This is a genomic window from Staphylococcus sp. FSL W8-0304 (genome assembly GCF_038006565.1).
GTDB lineage: Bacteria > Bacillota > Bacilli > Staphylococcales > Staphylococcaceae > Staphylococcus > Staphylococcus epidermidis.
The window spans coordinates 947476-967493 of sequence record NZ_JBBOVL010000001.1; the positions used below are offsets into that span (position 1 = coordinate 947476).

A 20018-nucleotide genomic window follows, 5' to 3' on the forward strand; every position below is an offset into this window, starting at 1 on the left:
GTGATTTAACTGAAAAGTGTTGCTCTAAAATTTTACACTAAGAATTAAATAAAGCATTATCTTACATCTAATTATAGTTTTTACTAGATTGTGTTTCTAGATTGATTCAAATAAAATAGTAATAACTAGATAAACACTTATACATTTTAATCAAGTTCTGTTAAACTATAGATGAAAGCTTAGAAACGAACTTTTCTTATAAAAAATGTGATAATGTACAGTTTTTGTAGGAGCTATAATACATACGATAGGAGTTTACAAAGAATGATAGAACGTTATTCAAGAGATGAAATGTCTAGTATTTGGACAGACCAAAATCGCTATGAAGCATGGTTAGAAGTAGAGATTCTAGCGTGTGAAGCATGGAGTGAGTTAGGTTATATTCCTAAAGAAGATGTAAAAAAAATTCGTGAAAATGCCAAGGTAAATGTTGAACGCGCTAAAGAAATTGAGCAAGAAACACGACACGATGTAGTTGCATTTACACGCCAAGTTTCTGAAACTTTAGGTGATGAACGTAAGTGGGTACATTATGGATTAACTTCCACTGATGTAGTTGACACTGCCTTAAGTTATGTAATTAAACAGGCAAATGAAATCCTTGAAAAAGATTTAGAAAGATTTATAGATGTATTAGCTGCCAAAGCTAAAAAATATCAGTATACATTGATGATGGGGCGTACACATGGTGTTCATGCTGAGCCTACAACTTTTGGCGTGAAAATGGCACTTTGGTATACTGAAATGAAACGTAATCTTAAGCGTTTTAAAGAAGTGCGTAAAGAAATAGAAGTAGGGAAAATGAGTGGAGCAGTAGGAACATTTGCCAATATTCCACCTGAAATTGAGGCTTACGTATGTGAACATTTAGGAATAGACACTGCAGCTGTTTCTACACAAACATTACAAAGAGATCGTCATGCTTATTACATTGCTACATTAGCACTGATTGCTACATCAATGGAAAAATTTGCAGTAGAAATTCGTAATTTACAAAAAACTGAAACTAGAGAAGTCGAAGAGGCATTTGCAAAAGGACAAAAAGGATCATCAGCTATGCCACATAAAAGAAATCCAATTGGTTCTGAAAATATTACAGGTATATCTCGTGTGATTCGAGGATATATTACTACTGCATACGAGAATATTCCTTTATGGCATGAAAGAGATATCTCTCATTCTTCTGCAGAACGTATCATGTTACCTGATGTGACAATTGCTCTAGATTATGCACTTAATCGATTTACGAATATTGTTGATCGACTTACAGTTTATGAAGATAATATGAGAAATAATATTGATAAAACGTATGGTTTAATCTTCTCACAACGTGTACTACTAGCATTAATTAATAAAGGCATGGTACGTGAAGAAGCTTATGATAAAGTTCAACCTAAAGCAATGGAATCTTGGGAAACAAAAACACCATTTAGAGAGCTAATTGAACAAGATTCATCTATAACTGACGTTCTATCAACTGAAGAATTAGATGATTGCTTCGATCCTAAACATCATCTTAATCAGGTCGACACTATATTCGCACGTGCTGGTTTATCTTAATTAAATCAAATTTAATACAAGACAAATGATTCTAATTTCCTATACATTTTTCATGAAACTACTACACTTTAACGAATTAGTAAGTTAAAATAATGAGAGAATATTTGTATAGGGGTTGTTCGAGATGCAAATTGAAAAATTAAGAGGTCAGTCATTAGATGAATTATTTGATGCGATCTTAGCACTAGAAAACAGAGAAGAATGTTATCAGTTTTTCGATGATTTATGTACTGTAAATGAAATACAGTCATTATCTCAGAGACTTCAAGTTGCTAAAATGATTAAGCAAGGTTATACTTATGCAACTATTGAAGAAGAGTCTGGTGCATCAACTGCAACGATTTCTAGAGTAAAGCGTTCGTTACAATGGGGTAATGATGCTTATACAATGATTTTGAATAGACTAAATATTGAAACAAAGGCATAAGAATGCATATATTTTCGTCTGATTTCAGTGCTTCATTTAATACATTAATAGCTTTGAAAGATTTATTGAAATCTTTCAAAGCTATTTTTTAATGAAGCTAAATTTTTAAAGATAATTAATTTAAGCATTTTGTGTGAACTATTATAACGAATCCACACTGTATCTAGTTATTGAATTTAATAGCAAGATACATATTTTGCTTAAAGCATATGTTAAATTAAATATGACTTAAAATCATATATGATTAACTCATTTAGTCTTTAGAACTTAAAACTTAAAAATGCTATAATTTAGGGTATGTTAAATAAAGGAGTTTCATAAAATGTACGACATAACCAAGTGGAAACATATGTTTAAATTAGATCCGGCTAAATCAATTTCGGATGAAGATTTAGAGGCACTGTGTATGTCTAACACTGATGCAATAATTATTGGTGGGACAGATGATGTAACAGAAGATAATGTTATTCATTTAATGAGTAGAGTAAGACGTTATCCTTTACCACTTGTCTTAGAAGTTTCGAATGTAGAAAGTGTGATGCCTGGTTTTGATTTCTATTTTATTCCAACAGTCATGAATAGTAAGGATACAAAATATCATAACGAAATTTTGCTAGAAGCCCTTAAAAAATATGGACATGTGATTAATTTTGATGAAGTTTTTTTCGAGGGATATGTCGTTCTAAACGCGAATAGTAAAGTTGCAAAAATTACCAAAGCTTATACTCAATTAGATATAGAAGACGTCGAAGCATATGCACAAATGGCAGAAGAATTATATCGATTTCCAATTATGTATGTAGAATATAGTGGCACATATGGAGATGTTGATAAGGTTAGAGCGATTGCAAATATGCTTCAACATACGCAATTATTTTATGGCGGTGGTATAACAAACATTGACAAAGCTAAAGAAATGTCTAACATTGCGGATACCATTGTTGTTGGCGATATTATATATAACGACATTAAAAAAGCATTAAAAACTGTAAAGATAAAGGAGTCTAATAAATGAATGCGCTAGTAAAAAATATGAATTCAGAGCAAAGTGAAGCGGTTAGAACAACAGAAGGGCCATTACTTATTATGGCAGGTGCTGGATCAGGAAAGACACGTGTGTTAACACATCGCATTGCGTATTTATTAGATGAAAAAGATGTATCACCTTATAATATTTTAGCTATTACGTTTACAAATAAAGCAGCTAAAGAAATGAAGGCACGTGTAGAACATCTTGTGGGAGAAGAAGCGCAAGTGATTTGGATGTCCACTTTTCACTCCATGTGTGTAAGAATTCTGAGAAGAGATGCTGATCGTATTGGCATTGAAAGAAATTTCACTATCATTGATCCTACAGATCAAAAATCAGTGATTAAAGATGTATTGAAAAGTGAAAATATTGACAGTAAACGATTTGAGCCGCGTATGTTTATTGGTGCAATTAGCAATTTAAAAAATGAATTAAAAACACCTGAGGATGCTCAAAAAGAGGCGAATGATTTTCACTCTCAAATGGTTGCAACGGTATACAAAGGTTATCAAAGACAGTTATCACGTAATGAAGCACTCGACTTTGATGATTTAATTATGACAACTATTAATTTATTTGAACGAGTACCCGAAACTCTAGAATACTATCAAAATAAATTTCAATATATACATGTAGATGAGTATCAAGATACTAATAAGGCACAATATACTTTAGTAAAACTATTAGCAAACAAATTTAAAAATTTATGTGTTGTTGGTGATTCTGACCAATCTATTTATGGTTGGAGAGGAGCTGATATACAAAATATTTTATCTTTTGAAGAGGACTATCCTGAAGCAAAGACAATTTTCCTCGAACAGAACTATCGTTCAACTAAGAATATTTTAAATGCTGCAAATGAAGTTATAAAACATAATTCTGAACGAAAACCTAAAGGTCTATGGACTGCAAATTCTGGAGGAGACAAAATTCAGTATTATGAAGCTATGACTGAAAGAGATGAAGCAGAATACGTTGTTAAAGAAATAATGAAGCATCAACGCGGTGGTAAAAAATATAGTGAAATGGCTATATTATATAGAACAAATGCCCAATCACGTGTACTTGAGGAAACATTTATGAAATCAAATATTCCTTATACAATGGTTGGAGGTCAAAAATTCTACGACCGTAAAGAAATTAAAGATTTACTTAGTTATTTAAGGGTTATTGCTAATAGCAATGATGATATTAGTTTGCAACGTATTATTAACGTGCCTAAACGTGGTATTGGACCTTCATCTGTTGAAAAAATCCAAACCTATGCACTTCAAAATAGTATAAGTATGTTTGACGCACTGGCTGAGGTAGATTTTATAGGTCTCTCTAAAAAGGTTACTCAAGAATGTATCAGCTTTTATGAAATGATTCAAAATTTAATCAAAGAACAAGAATTTCTCGAAATTAGTGAAATCGTAGATGAAGTACTACAAAAATCAGGCTATAAAGACATGCTTGATCGAGAACAAAGTATTGAATCACGAAGTCGATTAGAAAACTTAGATGAATTTATGTCTGTACCTAAAGATTATGAGGAAAATACACCTTTAGAGGAACAATCGCTTATTAATTTTCTAACAGATTTATCATTAGTTGCTGATATTGACGAAGCAGATACACAGAATGGTGTTACATTGATGACAATGCATTCAGCAAAAGGTCTTGAATTTCCTATAGTTTTTATTATGGGAATGGAAGAGTCGTTGTTCCCGCATATAAGAGCAATTAAAAGTGAAGATGATCATGAAATGGAAGAGGAACGTCGTATTTGTTATGTAGCAATTACACGAGCAGAAGAGTTGCTTTATATCACAAATGCAACGACCAGAATGTTGTTTGGTCGTTCTCAATCCAATATGCCATCTCGATTTTTAAAAGAAATCCCAGAAGACCTACTTGATAGTCATACCGGTCAAAAAAGACAAACTATATCTCCTAAATCTCAACCTAAAAGAAGGTTTAGTAAGCGTACGACATCAACTAAAAAACAAGTTTCCTCATCTGATTGGAAAGTAGGAGATAAAGTTATGCATAAAGCATGGGGTGAAGGGATGGTTAGTAACGTGAATGAAAAAAACGGATCTGTAGAGTTGGATATTATATTTAAATCAGAAGGTCCAAAACGATTATTAGCTCAGTTCGCACCAATAACAAAGAAGGAGGACTCATAGGGGATGCAAGATGTTAAAAAGCGTGTGGAAAAATTACATGATTTGTTGAATCAATATAGCTATGAATATTATGTACAAGATAATCCCTCAGTGCCTGACAGCGAGTATGATAAGTTATTACATGAGCTGATTGAAATTGAAGAAAAATATCCAGAATTCAAATCGACAGATTCTCCAACAGTGCGTGTGGGTGGCGAAGCCCAGTCTTCTTTTAAAAAAGTAAATCACGACACGCCTATGTTAAGTTTAGGTAATGCGTTTAATGAAGAAGATTTAAGAAAATTTGATCAACGTATTCGTGATAGTATTGGTCAGGTCGAATACATGTGTGAACTTAAAATAGATGGTTTGGCCGTTTCACTCAAATATGAAAATGGTCGTTTTGTCCAAGGACTTACACGTGGTGATGGTACGACAGGTGAGGATATAACTGAAAATCTAAGAACTATACATGCTATACCACTAAAAATTAAAGAACCTCTCAATTTTGAGGTCCGTGGAGAAGCTTATATGCCACGTCGTTCATTCATTCATTTGAATAATGAAAAAGAAGAAAATGGTGAACAACCTTTTGCAAACCCACGAAACGCTGCTGCTGGTTCTTTAAGACAACTTGACTCTAAACTAGCTGCGAAAAGAAAATTAAGTGTCTTCTTATATAGTGTGAATGACCTAACCGAGTTTAATGCAACAACACAAAGTGAAGCGCTAGAGGAATTGGACCAACTAGGTTTTAAAACTAACCAAGAACGTGAACGAGTATCAGATATTGAGGGCGTACTTAATTATATAGAGAAATGGACAAGCAAAAGAGAATCTTTATCATACGATATTGATGGTATTGTTATAAAAGTTAACGATTTATCTCAACAAGAGGAAATGGGTTATACACAAAAATCTCCAAGATGGGCAATTGCTTATAAATTTCCAGCTGAAGAAGTTATTACAAAATTATTGGATATCGAACTAAGTATTGGACGTACGGGTGTTGTGACACCAACTGCAATTCTAGAACCTGTAAAAGTAGCTGGTACTACAGTTTCAAGAGCCTCTCTTCATAATGAAGATTTAATACATGAAAGAGATATACGTATCGGAGATAGTGTTGTTATTAAAAAAGCCGGGGACATCATCCCTGAAGTTGTAAAAAGTATTTTAGATAGACGACCTAACGAATCGGAAATTTATCATATGCCAACACATTGTCCTAGTTGTGGACATGAATTAGTTCGTATTGAAGGAGAAGTTGCTTTACGTTGTATTAATCCAAAATGTCAGGCACAGCTTATTGAAGGACTTATACATTTCGTTTCAAGACAAGCGATGAATATAGATGGCTTAGGTACCAAAATTATTCATCAGCTATACGAAAATCAGTTAATCAAAGATGTCGCAGATATTTTCTATTTAAAAGAAGAAGATTTATTACCATTAGAGAGAATGGGAAAGAAGAAAGTTGATAATCTTTTATTAGCAATAGAAAAATCTAAAGAACAGTCATTAGAGCATTTATTATTTGGACTAGGTATTAGACATTTAGGTGTAAAAGCTAGTCAAGTACTTGCTGAGCGATATGAAACGATGGATCAACTTTTTAAAGTAACAGAAAGTGAATTAATTGAAATTCAAGATATTGGAGATAAACTTGCACAATCTGTTGTAACATATCTCGAAAATAGTGATATTCGTTCATTAATTGAAAAATTAAGTAATAAAAATGTTAATATGTCTTATAAAGGAATTAAAACAACTGAAATTGATGGTCATCCTGATTTTAGTGGGAAAACAATTGTATTAACAGGGAAACTCGAGCAAATGACAAGAAATGAAGCATCTGAATGGTTGAAAATGCAAGGTGCTAAAGTTACAAATAGCGTGACTAAAAGTACTGATATTGTCATAGCTGGAGCAGATGCAGGGTCTAAATTAGCCAAAGCTGAGAAGTACGGTACTGAAATTTGGACTGAAGCAGCATTTATAGAAAAACAAAATGGAATCTAATAATTAGAGGAGTACGTGAATGAAGCGAACAATATTTTTACTCATGTCGATACTGTTATTATTAACGGCTTGCGGAGATGGACATAAACAAACTTCATCAGATAAAGAACAAAGTGAACATAAGGATAACCATAATAAAAATCAAGTGAAACAAATAGCGACTGATAAAAAAGTTCAAGGTGATAACTATAGAACTATATTGCCCTTTAAAGAAAGTCAGGCTCGTGGATTATTACAAGATAATATGGCAAATGGTTATAATGGAGAAGATTTTGAAAGTGGTTTACTAGAATTAAGTAAAGAAATCTTTCCAACAAATAAGTATTTATATCAAGATGGACAATATTTAGATAAAAAAACGATTAATGCATACTTAGATCCGAAATATACAAAAAAAGAAATTGACAAGATGAGCGAAAAAGAAAAGCAAAGCAAAAATGCTAATGAGAATCTTGGACTCAATCCATCTCACAATGGTGAAACAGATGAAGAGAAAATAGCTGAAAATTCTCCAGCCTATCTTTCAAATATACTCGAGCAGGATTTTTATGGAAACAGTGATTCTAAAGGTAAAAATATAAAAGGCATGTCAATTGGTTTAGCTATGAATAGTGTTTATTATTACAAAAAAGAGAAAGATGGCGAAACATATAGTAAAGATTTATCTGATAAAGAGATTGAAAAGCAAGGTAAACAGATGGCTAGTGAAATGCTCTCTCGTTTACGTGAGAATAGTGATTTAAAAGATATTCCTATTCATTTTGCTATCTATAAACAATCTAGTCAAGATTCCATTACACCAGGTGAATTTATAGTTGGTACTACAGTTGAAGAGGGTAAAACTAAAATTAACTCATGGGATAATATTAATGAAAAAGCAGCCTTAATTCCTTCGTCAACTGCAGCTGATTATGATGAAACGTTGAATAATAACTTTAAACAGTTTAATGATAATTTGCAATCGTATTTTTCAAACTTCACACAAGCAGTTGGTAAGGTTAAATTCGTAAATAAAAAAGCTAAACAACTTACAGTTGATTTGCCTATAGATTATTACGGACAGGCAGAAACGATAGGTATTACACAATATGTTACAGAACAAGCCGAAAAGTATTTTGATAAACTAGATGAGTATGAAATTAGAATCAAAGATGGAAATACTCCACGTGCTCTCATTAGTAAAACTAAAGACGATAAAGAACCACAAGTTCATATTTATCATAATTAGTTACCTATGAAGTATGACACCCATTTCATTGTATAGAAAAGAATAGGATAGAATTCAAATTAAGTTTACTGGTCAACCTAACAGCAAAGGAATATATTTGCAATTTGATATTATTGATAATTTTGACTCATTTTTCGAGTCGTCAATAAATTTAAATATAAAAAATTAGCTATGAAGAAATTTATATTGATAGATTTCTTCATAGCTATTTTCTTAAGTGAATGAAAGAAATTGACACTGTATATTAGAAAAGTATTTAAATTATACTTCTAATTGTTACTTAATTAATCAATTTTATCATGTTGATATAGTCTGATAATTGTACATTTATTCTTTAACGATGTGTTTAACTTTATTTAGATTTTCAATAAAAACATCATCAGGTTTTTTTGTTAATTTACTTACGATGTACGTAATCAATACGCTAACTATGAAACCTGGTATAATTTCATACATACCAAAGAATGCATTGATTGCAGCCAAAGGTTTAATCCAAGAAATCCAAACAATAACAACTACAGCACCAGCTACCATTCCGCTAATAGCTCCTGCACGTGTTAAATCTTTCCAATACAAAGAGTAGAGTACTAAAGGACTAAAAGCAGCTCCAAAGCCAGCCCAAGCATTACCAACTAAATTTAATATTGTATCGTTTGGATGCCAAGCAATCGTAATAGCAACTATCGCAACAAGTAAAACTGATAATCGTCCAATCAAAACAAACTCTTTTTGGTGTGATGATGGTTTATCTGAACCTCTGATTAGTTTATAGAAATCTTCAGTTAAAGAACTTGATGTTACTAGTAATTGTGAAGAGATAGTACTCATTATTGCAGCAAGGATGGCTGCTAATAAAAATCCACCTACAAGCGGATGAAATAAAATTTGACTCATCACAATAAATAGTGTTTCAGGATCTTCTAATTTAATATGCTTTTCAGATATAAATGAAATTCCTGTTAATCCCACACCAATCGCTCCTAATAGACCGACTGCCATCCAACTTATTCCCAGACGTCTGGCTTTTGGTAGTAATTTATGTGATTTAATAGACATAAATCTTACTATAATATGTGGTTGACCAAAATATCCGAGTCCCCATGAAAATAATGAAACAATGCCTAAAATAGTCGTTCCTCTAAATAAATCTAAGTTTGTAGGTTTCATTTGAGCAACATCATGAAATGTATCCCAACCGTTGAGTTTAAGCATTGCAACGATAGGTACCATTACCATAGCAATAAGCATAATCACACCTTGAAAAAAATCAGTAATTGATACAGCTAAATAGCCACCAAAGAAAGTGTAAAAAATAACTATAATAGCCACTATCAAAAGTCCTACGTGATAGTTTAATCCAAATGCACTTTCAAAGAGTTTTCCGCCAGAAACGAAACCTGAATGCGTATATAGAGTGAAAAAAACGACAATAATCAATCCTGAAATAATTTTAATAATATTCTTCTTATCATCTAGTCTATTTTTAAAAAAGTCTGGGAGTGTAATAGCATCTCCCGCAATCTCAGTAAATACACGTAGTCTTGGAGCAACAACAAAATAATTAATATATGCACCTAAGGTTAATCCAATTGTTATCCAAATGGCGGATAAACCTGTACTGTATACTGAACCTGGAAGTCCCATAATCATCCATCCAGACATATCAGAGGCACCAGCAGATAATGCTGTGATATATGGTCCGATACTACGCCCTCCCAACATAAATTCACTTAAGTTTCCTGTAGCTTGTCGATAACCATAGAAGCCGATAATTAGAAGGATTAAGAAATAGACAATAATCATAACGTAAGTCTGCCAATTTGCATCAATTTGATTACTGAGAGCTGTACCTAATGTAAACATAATTAACACTCCCTTTATTAAATAATGATATAAGATACATGTAATATTATACAATGTAACTAAATGTTCAGAAAAGTAAAACTTTTAATGGTAGTATTAAAAGTCTTTGATAAAAGGTGTTTAACCGTAAATGTGTCTTTTGATTAATCAATATCTATTGCATAAATATGTACAAAATTATTATTAGAATTAAAATTTAATTCATCTATCATTTTAAGACATAGAGATGACAATTAGCGGTATTCATATGTAAAAGTTTATTAAACACCTTAAATATCAAGTGTTTATTTTGAGTAACTTATTCATAAATATTTAGATTTTTGGTCCGAAATTTGATACAATTTGGTGATGAATGAGTATTAAGGAGGCTTTTATTTAATGACTAAAGTTACACGTGAAGAAGTTGAACATATTGCTAATTTAGCTAGACTTCAAATTTCTTCTGAAGAAACAGAAGAAATGGCTAATACTTTAGAAAGTATTTTAGATTTTGCGAAACAAAATGATAGTGCCGATACAGAAGGTATTGAGCCAACTTATCACGTATTAGATTTACAAAACGTATTACGTGACGATAAAGCAATCGAGGGCATTCCTCAAGAATTAGCATTGAAAAATGCGAAAGAAACAGAAGATGGTCAATTTAAAGTGCCATCCATCATGAATGGGGAGGACGCTTAAGATGAGTATTCGTTTTGAATCTATCGAAAAATTAACTGAATTAATCAAAAATAAAGAAATTAAACCTTCTGATGTAGTAAAAGATATATACGCAGCTATTGAAGAAACTGATCCAACAATCAAGTCATTCTTAGCTTTAGATAAAGAAAATGCAATAAAAAAAGCCGAAGAATTAGATGAATTACAAGCTAAAGATCAAATGGATGGTAAACTATTTGGAATTCCAATGGGAATCAAAGATAATATCATCACAAAAGATGTAGAAACTACGTGTGCAAGTAAAATGTTAGAGGGATTTGTACCTATTTATGAATCCACTGTAATGAATAAACTACATGATGAAAACGCGGTATTAATTGGTAAATTAAACATGGATGAGTTTGCAATGGGTGGCTCTACAGAGACTTCATATTTTAAGAAAACATTAAATCCTTTCGATCACACAGCAGTACCAGGTGGATCTTCAGGTGGTTCTGCAGCAGCAGTTGCAGCAGGTTTAGTTCCTTTTAGTTTAGGGTCAGACACTGGTGGTTCTATTAGACAACCTGCATCTTATTGTGGCGTAGTTGGTATGAAACCGACTTATGGCCGTGTATCACGTTTTGGTTTAGTTGCATTTGCTTCTTCTTTAGATCAAATTGGACCAATCACGCGTAATGTTAAAGATAACGCATTAGTACTTGAGGCAATTTCCGGTGTTGATGCGAATGATTCTACAAGCGCACCTGTTGATGATGTAGATTTTACTTCTGATATTGGTAAAGATATTAAAGGTCTTAAAATTGCATTACCTAAAGAATATTTAGGTGAGGGTGTAAGTGAAGAAGTGAAGACTTCTGTAAAAGAAGCGGTTGAAACGTTAAAATCACTTGGTGCTGAAGTTGACGAAGTCTCATTACCAAATACAAAATATGGTATTCCATCATATTATGTTATTGCGTCATCAGAGGCTTCAGCAAACTTAGCGCGATTTGATGGTATTAGATATGGATATCATTCTAAAGAAGCACAATCGTTAGAAGAATTATATAAAATGTCTAGATCGGAAGGCTTTGGTGAAGAAGTCAAAAGACGTATCTTTTTAGGTACTTTTGCTTTAAGCTCAGGTTATTACGATGCATACTATAAAAAATCTCAAAAAGTTAGAACGTTAATTAAAAATGATTTTGACAAAGTATTTGAATCTTACGATGTTGTGGTTGGACCGACAGCACCTACAACAGCATTTAATATTGGCGAAGAAATTGATGATCCTTTAACTATGTATGCGAATGACTTATTAACTACACCAGTTAACCTTGCCGGTTTACCTGGTATTTCAGTTCCTTGTGGACAATCAAACGGACGCCCAATTGGTTTGCAATTAATTGGTAAACCTTTTGATGAAAAAACGTTATATCGTGTTGCTTATCAATTTGAAACACAATACAACTTACATGACGCATACGAAAATTTATAAGGAGTGGAAATCATGCATTTTGAAACAGTAATCGGACTTGAAGTTCATGTTGAGTTAAAAACGGACTCAAAAATGTTCTCTCCATCACCAGCACATTTTGGAGCTGAACCAAATTCAAATACAAATGTTATCGACTTAGCTTATCCAGGTGTGTTACCAGTAGTTAATAGACGTGCAGTAGATTGGGCAATGAGAGCTTCAATGGCATTAAATATGGATATTGCTACAAATTCTAAATTCGATCGTAAAAACTATTTCTATCCAGATAATCCAAAAGCATATCAAATTTCTCAGTTTGATCAACCTATTGGAGAAAACGGCTATATTGATATTGAAGTTGATGGGGAAACAAAACGTATCGGTATTACACGTCTTCATATGGAAGAAGATGCAGGTAAATCAACACATAAAGATGGATATTCTTTAGTAGACTTAAACCGTCAAGGTACGCCATTAATTGAAATTGTATCTGAACCCGATATTCGTTCACCTAAAGAAGCATATGCTTACCTTGAAAAACTACGTTCAATCATTCAATATACGGGTGTATCTGATTGTAAAATGGAAGAGGGTTCCCTACGTTGTGATGCTAATATTTCACTTCGCCCATATGGTCAAAAGGAATTTGGTACAAAAACTGAATTGAAAAACCTTAACTCATTTAACTACGTTAAAAAAGGTTTAGAATATGAAGAAAAACGTCAAGAAGAAGAATTATTAAATGGTGGAGAGATTGGTCAAGAAACACGTCGATTTGATGAATCTACTGGTAAAACAATTTTAATGCGTGTGAAAGAAGGTTCAGATGATTACAGATATTTCCCTGAACCAGATATTGTACCATTGTATGTAGATGAAGATTGGAAAGCACGTGTGAGAGAAACAATTCCAGAATTACCAGATGAACGTAAAGCTAAATACGTAAATGATCTTGGACTTCCAGAATATGATGCGCATGTATTAACATTAACTAAAGAAATGTCTGATTTCTTTGAAGGCGCAATTGACCATGGTGCAGATGTTAAACTTACTTCCAACTGGTTAATGGGTGGTGTTAACGAGTATCTTAATAAAAATCAAGTTGAATTAAAAGATACGCAACTAACTCCTGAAAATTTAGCTGGTATGATAAAATTAATAGAAGACGGAACAATGAGTAGTAAAATCGCTAAAAAAGTTTTTCCAGAACTAGCTGAAAATGGTGGAGATGCTAAACAAATTATGGAAGATAAAGGTTTAGTACAAATTTCTGATGAAGCAACATTACTTAAATTTGTAACTGATGCTTTAGATAATAATCCACAATCAATAGAAGATTATAAAAATGGTAAAGGTAAAGCTATGGGATTCTTAGTGGGTCAAATTATGAAAGCTTCTAAAGGTCAAGCTAACCCACAAAAAGTTAATAGCCTATTAAAACAAGAATTAGATAACCGTTAATTCGAAAATTATAATACTTTAAGCTTCTAACAAAGGATATGAACTTTGTTAGAAGCTTTTATTACTTTTGAAAAGTATAGGTATTAAGTTTCTTAATGTTTAAAATTACATATAATTTACCTTTGTAGTACCGAATAGTTTAGAGAAATCGGAAATAAATACTTTTAACTGATGTATAAATCATATAATATAAGTAATGAGTATATGAATTTGAGGGATTAACTATGAGAAAACGTGCAAGAATTATATATAATCCAACATCAGGAAAAGAACTTTTTAAACGTGTATTACCAGATGCACTGATTAAACTTGAGAAAGCAGGTTATGAAACGAGTGCATATGCAACTGAAAAAATTGGTGATGCTACTTTTGAAGCTGAAAGAGCACTAGAAAATGAATATGATTTACTCATTGCAGCTGGAGGTGACGGTACGTTAAATGAGGTGGTCAATGGAATCGCCGAGCAACCCAATCGTCCTAAATTAGGTGTAATACCAATGGGAACCGTTAATGACTTTGGAAGAGCGCTTCATTTACCAAACGATATAATGGAAGCGATTGATGTAATTATTGATGGTCATACAACCAAGGTAGATATTGGAAAGATGAATAATCGTTATTTCATTAACCTAGCTGCAGGGGGAAAACTAACACAAGTATCTTACGAAACACCAAGTAAGTTGAAATCAATTGTAGGACCGTTCGCGTATTACATTAAAGGATTTGAAATGTTACCTCAAATGAAAGCGGTAGATGTACGTATCGAATATGATGATAATATCTTCCAAGGAGAAGCTTTACTATTCCTTCTAGGTTTAACGAATTCAATGGCTGGCTTTGAAAAATTAGTTCCAGATGCGAAGCTTGACGACGGTTATTTCACGTTAATTATTGTAGAAAAAGCAAATCTTGCTGAATTGGGCCATATTATGACATTAGCGTCTCGAGGTGAGCACACAAAGCATCCTAAAGTCATTTATGCTAAAGCGAAGTCTATTAATATTTCATCATTTACTGATATGCAACTTAATGTTGATGGTGAATACGGTGGGAAATTACCTGCAAATTTCCTTAATTTAGAACAGCACATAGAAATTTTCACACCTAAAGATGTATTTAACGAAGAACTATTAGAAAATAGTACAATACCTGATATTACGCCAGATAAGCAATGAAATTATTACGACTAGTTACGACATCAAATTTAAGGTTAGGAATGCCACATATTATATTCCTAACCTTTTTGTATGTGGGAGGGAAAAAATTGGAAACATTTAAGAAAAACGAAGTTAAAACGGGAAAGGTTATTGATTTAACTCATGAGGGACACGGAGTTGTTAAAGTTGATCGATATCCAATTTTTATTCCTAATGCTTTAATTGATGAAGAAATTAAATTTAAATTAATTAAAGTGAAAAAGAATTTTGCTATAGGAAAATTGATAGAGGTCATAAGTGAAAGTGATGATAGAGTGACACCGCCTTGTATTTATTATGCAAAGTGTGGTGGTTGTCAATTACAACATATGACATATAGAGCACAATTGGATATGAAAAGAGAACAAGTAGTTAATCTTTTTCACAGAAAAGGCCCTTTTGAGAATACCATCATAAAGGAAACTATTGGCATGGATAATCCTTGGCGTTACCGTAATAAATCTCAAATCCCTGTAGGTCAAGGTAACTCCAATCAAGTTATAATGGGATTCTATAGACAACGTAGCCATGACATTATAGATATGGATAGTTGTCTTATACAAGATAAACAACATCAAGAAGTAATGAATCGAGTGAAGTACTGGCTCAATGAATTAAATATATCTATATATAACGAAAAAGCGAAAACAGGTTTAGTACGTCATTTAGTAGTAAGGACTGGTTATCATACCGATGAAATGATGGTTATCTTTGTTACAAATGGAGCAACATTTAAACAATCAGAACTGTTAGTAAACAAGCTGAAAAAAGAATTTCCAAATATAACAAGTATTAAACAGAATATAAACAATAGCCATTCTAATGTTATTATGGGGCGTCAATCAATGACTTTATATGGTAAAGACAAAATTGAAGACCAATTAAGTGAAGTAATTTATCATATTTCTGATTTATCATTTTATCAAATTAACTCATCACAAACTGAAAAACTTTATCAGCAAGCTCTGAATTATGCTCAATTAACAGGAAAAGAAATAGTATTGGATACGTATTGTGGTATAGGAACGATTGGGCTATATATGGCACCACTAGCCAAACATGTTTATGGAGTAGAAGTTGTTCCGCAAGCCATAAAAGATGCGGAAGACAATGCGACTAAAAACCAACTAAAAAATACGACTTTCGAATGTGGAAAAGCAGAAGATGTTATCTTAACATGGAAATCACAAGGGATTAAACCTGACCTAGTCATGGTAGATCCACCTAGAAAAGGATGCGATGAAACTTTCTTAACTACTCTTTTAAAATTAAATCCGAAAAGGATTGTTTATATATCATGTAACCCTTCAACGCAACAAAGAGATGCGCAAATATTGGCTGAACAATACGAGTTAGTAGAAATTACACCAGTTGATATGTTCCCACAAACAACACATATTGAGACTGTAGCTTTATTTGTACGTAAAGACGAAGAGTGAATTTAATAGAAGTCAATTCATTATTATTTTGAAGTGATTGTTAAGATTGTATTACAGGCAACTTACTTTATTGAAAAAGGTCTTTTTTAGCTATAATAAAAATTGTATACTATTTTTGAAAATAGAGAACTGGAGGGGTGAATGTGCATAAAATAGATTTATCAGGCAATAAATTTCAAATCCAACGATTTGTTCTGTTACAAATTGTATTGGCGTTATTTACAATACTATTTACTTATAAATGGGCTTATCAAACAACACATATCATTGAACAAAATCTTGTCATGAATCTTATTTTGGGCTTTGTAGGTTTCGCAGTGTTAGTTATTTTGCACGAGTTTATCCATCGTATTTTGTTCATTATATTTTCTAAAGGTGAAAAACCATCTTTAAAATATGATAAAAACAAAATTATTGTACAGTTCTCTCAGACTTGTTTTCATCGGTGGCAATTTACAATTATCATGGTAGCACCACTTGTTATCATAAGTGCGACCTTACTAGCACTTATTCAAATATATTCCTTCTCATCTTTAATCTTTATGTTTAGTATACATACAAGTTATTGCATAATAGATGTGTTTTTAGTAGCATTGGCACTACAAAGCAAATTCAAATATATACAAACTTATGGAGAAGGTTTGTATCTTTATCAACAAAAGCCCACTCAAACCTATTATGAATAATCACTAATTATACTGACAAGCGCATATATTAAAGTTGATAATTGATTTAAAAATTTCATTTCTTATGTTTCAACTCGTTTCCATCGTAATAAACAAATATCTCATTAAAATATGCAACTACATTCACATAACCACTTATGTAGGAAAGGATAGGACTATGAATTTATTCTAAAATTGTAGTCCTATTTTTGCTATTACATTAAGTAAATAAACAATACAAGTATTATCATGTGCACAATACATGTAATGATAAAACTGATGGCGTATAATAGTATAAAGCTATTTTTTGGAAGACATAGTGAGGTGAGTCGATGACTGAAAGAAGAATTATTCATATAGATATGGATTATTTTTTTGCTCAAGTTGAAATGAGAGATAATCCTAAATTAAAAGGAAAACCTGTCATCGTTGGTGGTAAAGCGAGTCATCGAGGCGTTGTTTCTACGGCATCATACGAAGCAAGAGCTTATGGTGTTCACTCTGCTATGCCTATGACTCAAGCACATAAGCTGTGCCCCAATGGCTATTATGTAACAAGCCGTTTTGATGCTTATAGAGAGGTATCTGGTCAAATCATGGAAATATTCAGAAGTTATACAGAATTAGTAGAACCTATGTCTTTAGATGAAGCTTATTTAGATATTACACATTTAGTGAGACCGGATTTATCAGCATCAACTATTGCAAATTATATTCGCAGAGATATATACGAAGTAACACGTTTAACTGCGTCAGCTGGCGTGTCTTATAATAAGTTTTTAGCTAAGTTAGCGAGTGGTATGAACAAGCCAAATGGTTTGACAGTTATTGATTACAATAATGTACATGAAATATTAATGCAATTAGATATTGGAGATTTTCCAGGGGTAGGCAAAGCGTCGAAGAAAAAAATGCATCAACATCATATATATACAGGTCAAGATTTATATAATAAAGATGAATTTGAATTAATACGCTTGTTCGGTAAAAGAGGACGAGGTTTGTATAATAAAGCTCGAGGTATAGACCATAATGAAGTAAAGGCGAGTAGAGTTCGTAAATCTGTTGGGACTGAAAGGACATTTTCTACAGATGTTAACGATGATGATGTTATTTTAAGAAAAATAAGAGAGCTTTCAGGAAAAACAGCAGAGCGTTTAAATAAAATTCAAAAATCAGGAAAAACAGTCACTGTAAAGATAAAGACTTATCAATATGAAACAATCTCAAAACAAAAAAGTTTGAGAGATCCTATTCGTACTGAAACTGATATTTATAATATTGCATATACTTTATATAACGACTTAAAAGATCCAGAGATTCCGATTCGATTAATAGGTGTAACGGTTGGGAGTTTAGTGCAATCTGATTTTAAAAATTTAACAATATATGATTTTATTTAAATGGCTGATGAACACAGGTTAAGTGGACAATCAGCCTTTATCTTTAAGATTTTTTTCATATATATTTAACATGCTTTGAAGATCATCATAATGTTTCAATAAGCGGTAGGTAATCATTGCACAAGCTTTAGCATCATTTAACGCATCATGATGACCGTGAAAATCTAAATGGTAATGATTCATTAAATGCTTTAGTCCATAACGATATGCATTAATTGTTCGTTTAGCTAATTGATATGAACAAAAGTATGTCAAAGAAGGAGTATCTATATTAAGACTTTTTAAACTTTGATGTAACACATTCATATCAAAAGCAGCATTATGGGCAACAACAGGAAGTTGATCAATAAATTGTAGCATATATGGATAGACATGCTTGAATCCAGGAGCATCTTGCACATCTTCGGGGTGGATGCCGTGTACATTAATATTTGTTTCAGTAAAGTAGTCAAAAGGATTCACAAGGGTATGAAATGACTCTGTTATTTGATTATCAATAACTTTGACCATTCCTACAGAGCATATGCTTGTTCGTTTACCGTTAGCAGTTTCAAAGTCCAGTGCAACAAATGCATTTTGTGCCATTATTTCATTCCTTTCAATTATTTTTGGTTATGTGAGTATTTAATGTCAATATTTTATTACAATAACAATTTTATAGATAGTCAAACGGGTTAAAACAAATGATTTATGCATTAAAAAAACCCTTAAATCATTTATCTTTGAGGAGATTTAAGGGTAAATAACACAATATTTAGGAATAAGTTATTGTAATTATTACTCGTTGAATGAACGCGCTGCTAATTCTTTTTCATATAAGTAAAGTGTATTACAATCGTCACCAATACGAGTAAGGTAATCTATATGAGTTTCAAATGTAGATTCCTCTTCAACTTGTTCATCTAAGAACCAGTTTAAAAATGAAATTGTAGCATAATCTTTATCATTCCGAGCTAATTCCGATAGATTATAGAAACGTTGAGTAACATCACGTTCTTGAGCTAAACTATCTTTAAATGTTTCTAAAATAGAAGAAAATTCTACTTTAGGAGCTTTAATTGTATCAAAAATAGCATGTTCGCCACGATCATTGATATAGTCATAGATTTTTTTACCGTGGAAACGTTCCTCTTTAGCTTGTTCTATATAAAAATTTGCAAATCCGTCATAAGATTCTTTGTCACAGTATGCCGCCATTGCCATATATGCGTGCGCTGCAAAATATTCTTGATTCATCTGTTCATTTAAAGCTGCTAATAGTTCTTTACTTAACATCTTCAATCACCCCGTATAAATAAAAATAAGATTCTTGTATATTATAACAAAACATTTCTCAATAGCAAATAATAATTATTCTAATCTATAAGTAGTGATTATCGTTTTTATTAATAATTATTCTAATTTGTGAAATGAATAGCACATCTTAGATGAGAATCTTTTTTGTTATACCCTTTA

16 protein-coding genes are annotated in these 20018 nt (G+C 32.1%); 13 read left to right on the top strand and 3 right to left on the bottom strand.

Annotated elements, in window-relative coordinates; all coding sequences use genetic code 11:
* The first annotated feature begins 264 nt into the window (after positions 1-264).
* The 6 genes from purB (at position 265) to NST35_RS04425 (ending at position 8417) form a co-directional block, all read left to right on the top strand.
* Positions 265-1560: an adenylosuccinate lyase gene (purB, locus tag NST35_RS04400; RefSeq protein ID WP_002458558.1), complete on the top strand. Its 1296-nt coding sequence runs from the start codon at positions 265-267 to the stop codon at positions 1558-1560.
* 124 nt (positions 1561-1684) lie between these two features.
* Positions 1685-1987 (top strand): YerC/YecD family TrpR-related protein, encoded by a 303-nt coding sequence (locus NST35_RS04405; RefSeq protein WP_002458557.1) that lies wholly within the window; start codon positions 1685-1687, stop codon positions 1985-1987.
* A gap of 322 nt (positions 1988-2309) precedes the next feature.
* A complete protein-coding gene (locus tag NST35_RS04410) occupies positions 2310-3002 on the top strand; it encodes a heptaprenylglyceryl phosphate synthase (protein WP_002447864.1) in 693 nt (230 codons plus the stop codon).
* A complete protein-coding gene (pcrA, locus tag NST35_RS04415; RefSeq protein ID WP_340747265.1) occupies positions 2999-5188 on the top strand; it encodes a DNA helicase PcrA in 2190 nt (729 codons plus the stop codon). The genes NST35_RS04410 and pcrA overlap by 4 nt, the downstream gene beginning before the upstream one ends.
* A 3-nt stretch (positions 5189-5191) precedes the next feature.
* Positions 5192-7189, top strand: coding sequence for an NAD-dependent DNA ligase LigA (ligA, locus tag NST35_RS04420; protein ID WP_002458555.1), 1998 nt, complete (start codon positions 5192-5194; stop codon positions 7187-7189).
* Positions 7190-7208: 19 nt separating this feature from the next.
* Positions 7209-8417 (top strand): CamS family sex pheromone protein, encoded by a 1209-nt coding sequence (locus NST35_RS04425; protein WP_002447460.1) that lies wholly within the window; start codon positions 7209-7211, stop codon positions 8415-8417.
* Positions 8418-8744: 327 nt separating this feature from the next.
* Here the strand turns inward: NST35_RS04425 and putP are convergent, their stop codons facing one another.
* A complete protein-coding gene (gene putP, locus NST35_RS04430; RefSeq protein WP_002458554.1) occupies positions 8745-10280 on the bottom strand; it encodes a sodium/proline symporter PutP in 1536 nt (511 codons plus the stop codon).
* Between the two features lie 378 nt (positions 10281-10658).
* On the opposite strand from putP, the gene gatC reads away from it, so the two are divergent.
* The 7 genes from gatC (at position 10659) to dinB (ending at position 18563) form a co-directional block, all read left to right on the top strand.
* Positions 10659-10961, top strand: coding sequence for an Asp-tRNA(Asn)/Glu-tRNA(Gln) amidotransferase subunit GatC (gene gatC, locus NST35_RS04435; protein ID WP_001830435.1), 303 nt, complete (start codon positions 10659-10661; stop codon positions 10959-10961).
* A 1-nt stretch (position 10962) separates the two neighbouring features.
* A complete protein-coding gene (gene gatA, locus NST35_RS04440) occupies positions 10963-12420 on the top strand; it encodes an Asp-tRNA(Asn)/Glu-tRNA(Gln) amidotransferase subunit GatA (RefSeq protein WP_002458553.1) in 1458 nt (485 codons plus the stop codon).
* Positions 12421-12432: 12 nt separating this feature from the next.
* Positions 12433-13860 carry an Asp-tRNA(Asn)/Glu-tRNA(Gln) amidotransferase subunit GatB gene (gene gatB, locus NST35_RS04445; protein WP_002457087.1) on the top strand — a complete coding sequence of 476 codons (1428 nt, stop codon included), beginning with the start codon at positions 12433-12435 and terminating at the stop codon, positions 13858-13860.
* Between the two features lie 224 nt (positions 13861-14084).
* Complete coding sequence (locus NST35_RS04450; protein ID WP_340747266.1) at positions 14085-15035, top strand: diacylglycerol kinase; 951 nt, start codon at positions 14085-14087, stop codon at positions 15033-15035.
* Positions 15036-15124: 89 nt separating this feature from the next.
* Positions 15125-16495: a 23S rRNA (uracil(1939)-C(5))-methyltransferase RlmD gene (gene rlmD / locus NST35_RS04455; protein ID WP_002458552.1), complete on the top strand. Its 1371-nt coding sequence runs from the start codon at positions 15125-15127 to the stop codon at positions 16493-16495.
* Between the two features lie 143 nt (positions 16496-16638).
* Positions 16639-17181: a DUF3267 domain-containing protein gene (locus NST35_RS04460; protein WP_002458551.1), complete on the top strand. Its 543-nt coding sequence runs from the start codon at positions 16639-16641 to the stop codon at positions 17179-17181.
* 311 nt (positions 17182-17492) lie between these two features.
* The gene (dinB, locus tag NST35_RS04465; RefSeq protein WP_002458550.1) at positions 17493-18563 is read left to right on the top strand and encodes a DNA polymerase IV; all 1071 of its coding nucleotides are present in this window, start codon (positions 17493-17495) and stop codon (positions 18561-18563) included.
* A gap of 30 nt (positions 18564-18593) precedes the next feature.
* Here dinB and NST35_RS04470 read toward each other — a convergent pair whose 3' ends face one another.
* Together NST35_RS04470 and ftnA are read right to left on the bottom strand one after the other, a co-directional pair.
* Complete coding sequence (locus NST35_RS04470; RefSeq protein ID WP_002458549.1) at positions 18594-19148, bottom strand: 3'-5' exonuclease; 555 nt, start codon at positions 19146-19148, stop codon at positions 18594-18596.
* 192 nt (positions 19149-19340) lie between these two features.
* Positions 19341-19838 (bottom strand): H-type ferritin FtnA, encoded by a 498-nt coding sequence (gene ftnA, locus NST35_RS04475; RefSeq protein WP_002447449.1) that lies wholly within the window; start codon positions 19836-19838, stop codon positions 19341-19343.
* Positions 19839-20018: the final 180 nt, after the last annotated feature.

Excerpts from the sequence above, each read along its gene's own strand:
- pcrA (WP_340747265.1), top strand. The coding sequence starts at position 2,999 with ATGAATGCGCTAGTAAAAAATATGAATTCAGAGCAAAGTGAAGCGGTT.
- putP (WP_002458554.1), bottom strand. The coding sequence starts at position 10,280 with ATGTTTACATTAGGTACAGCTCTCAGTAATCAAATTGATGCAAATTGG.
- dinB (WP_002458550.1), top strand. The coding sequence starts at position 17,493 with ATGACTGAAAGAAGAATTATTCATATAGATATGGATTATTTTTTTGCT.
- NST35_RS04410 (WP_002447864.1), top strand. The coding sequence starts at position 2,310 with ATGTACGACATAACCAAGTGGAAACATATGTTTAAATTAGATCCGGCT.
- NST35_RS04470 (WP_002458549.1), bottom strand. The coding sequence starts at position 19,148 with ATGGCACAAAATGCATTTGTTGCACTGGACTTTGAAACTGCTAACGGT.
- gatB (WP_002457087.1), top strand. The coding sequence starts at position 12,433 with ATGCATTTTGAAACAGTAATCGGACTTGAAGTTCATGTTGAGTTAAAA.
- NST35_RS04450 (WP_340747266.1), top strand. The coding sequence starts at position 14,085 with ATGAGAAAACGTGCAAGAATTATATATAATCCAACATCAGGAAAAGAA.
- purB (WP_002458558.1), top strand. The coding sequence starts at position 265 with ATGATAGAACGTTATTCAAGAGATGAAATGTCTAGTATTTGGACAGAC.
- ftnA (WP_002447449.1), bottom strand. The coding sequence starts at position 19,838 with ATGTTAAGTAAAGAACTATTAGCAGCTTTAAATGAACAGATGAATCAA.
- gatA (WP_002458553.1), top strand. The coding sequence starts at position 10,963 with ATGAGTATTCGTTTTGAATCTATCGAAAAATTAACTGAATTAATCAAA.
- gatC (WP_001830435.1), top strand. The coding sequence starts at position 10,659 with ATGACTAAAGTTACACGTGAAGAAGTTGAACATATTGCTAATTTAGCT.
- NST35_RS04405 (WP_002458557.1), top strand. The coding sequence starts at position 1,685 with ATGCAAATTGAAAAATTAAGAGGTCAGTCATTAGATGAATTATTTGAT.
- NST35_RS04425 (WP_002447460.1), top strand. The coding sequence starts at position 7,209 with ATGAAGCGAACAATATTTTTACTCATGTCGATACTGTTATTATTAACG.
- ligA (WP_002458555.1), top strand. The coding sequence starts at position 5,192 with ATGCAAGATGTTAAAAAGCGTGTGGAAAAATTACATGATTTGTTGAAT.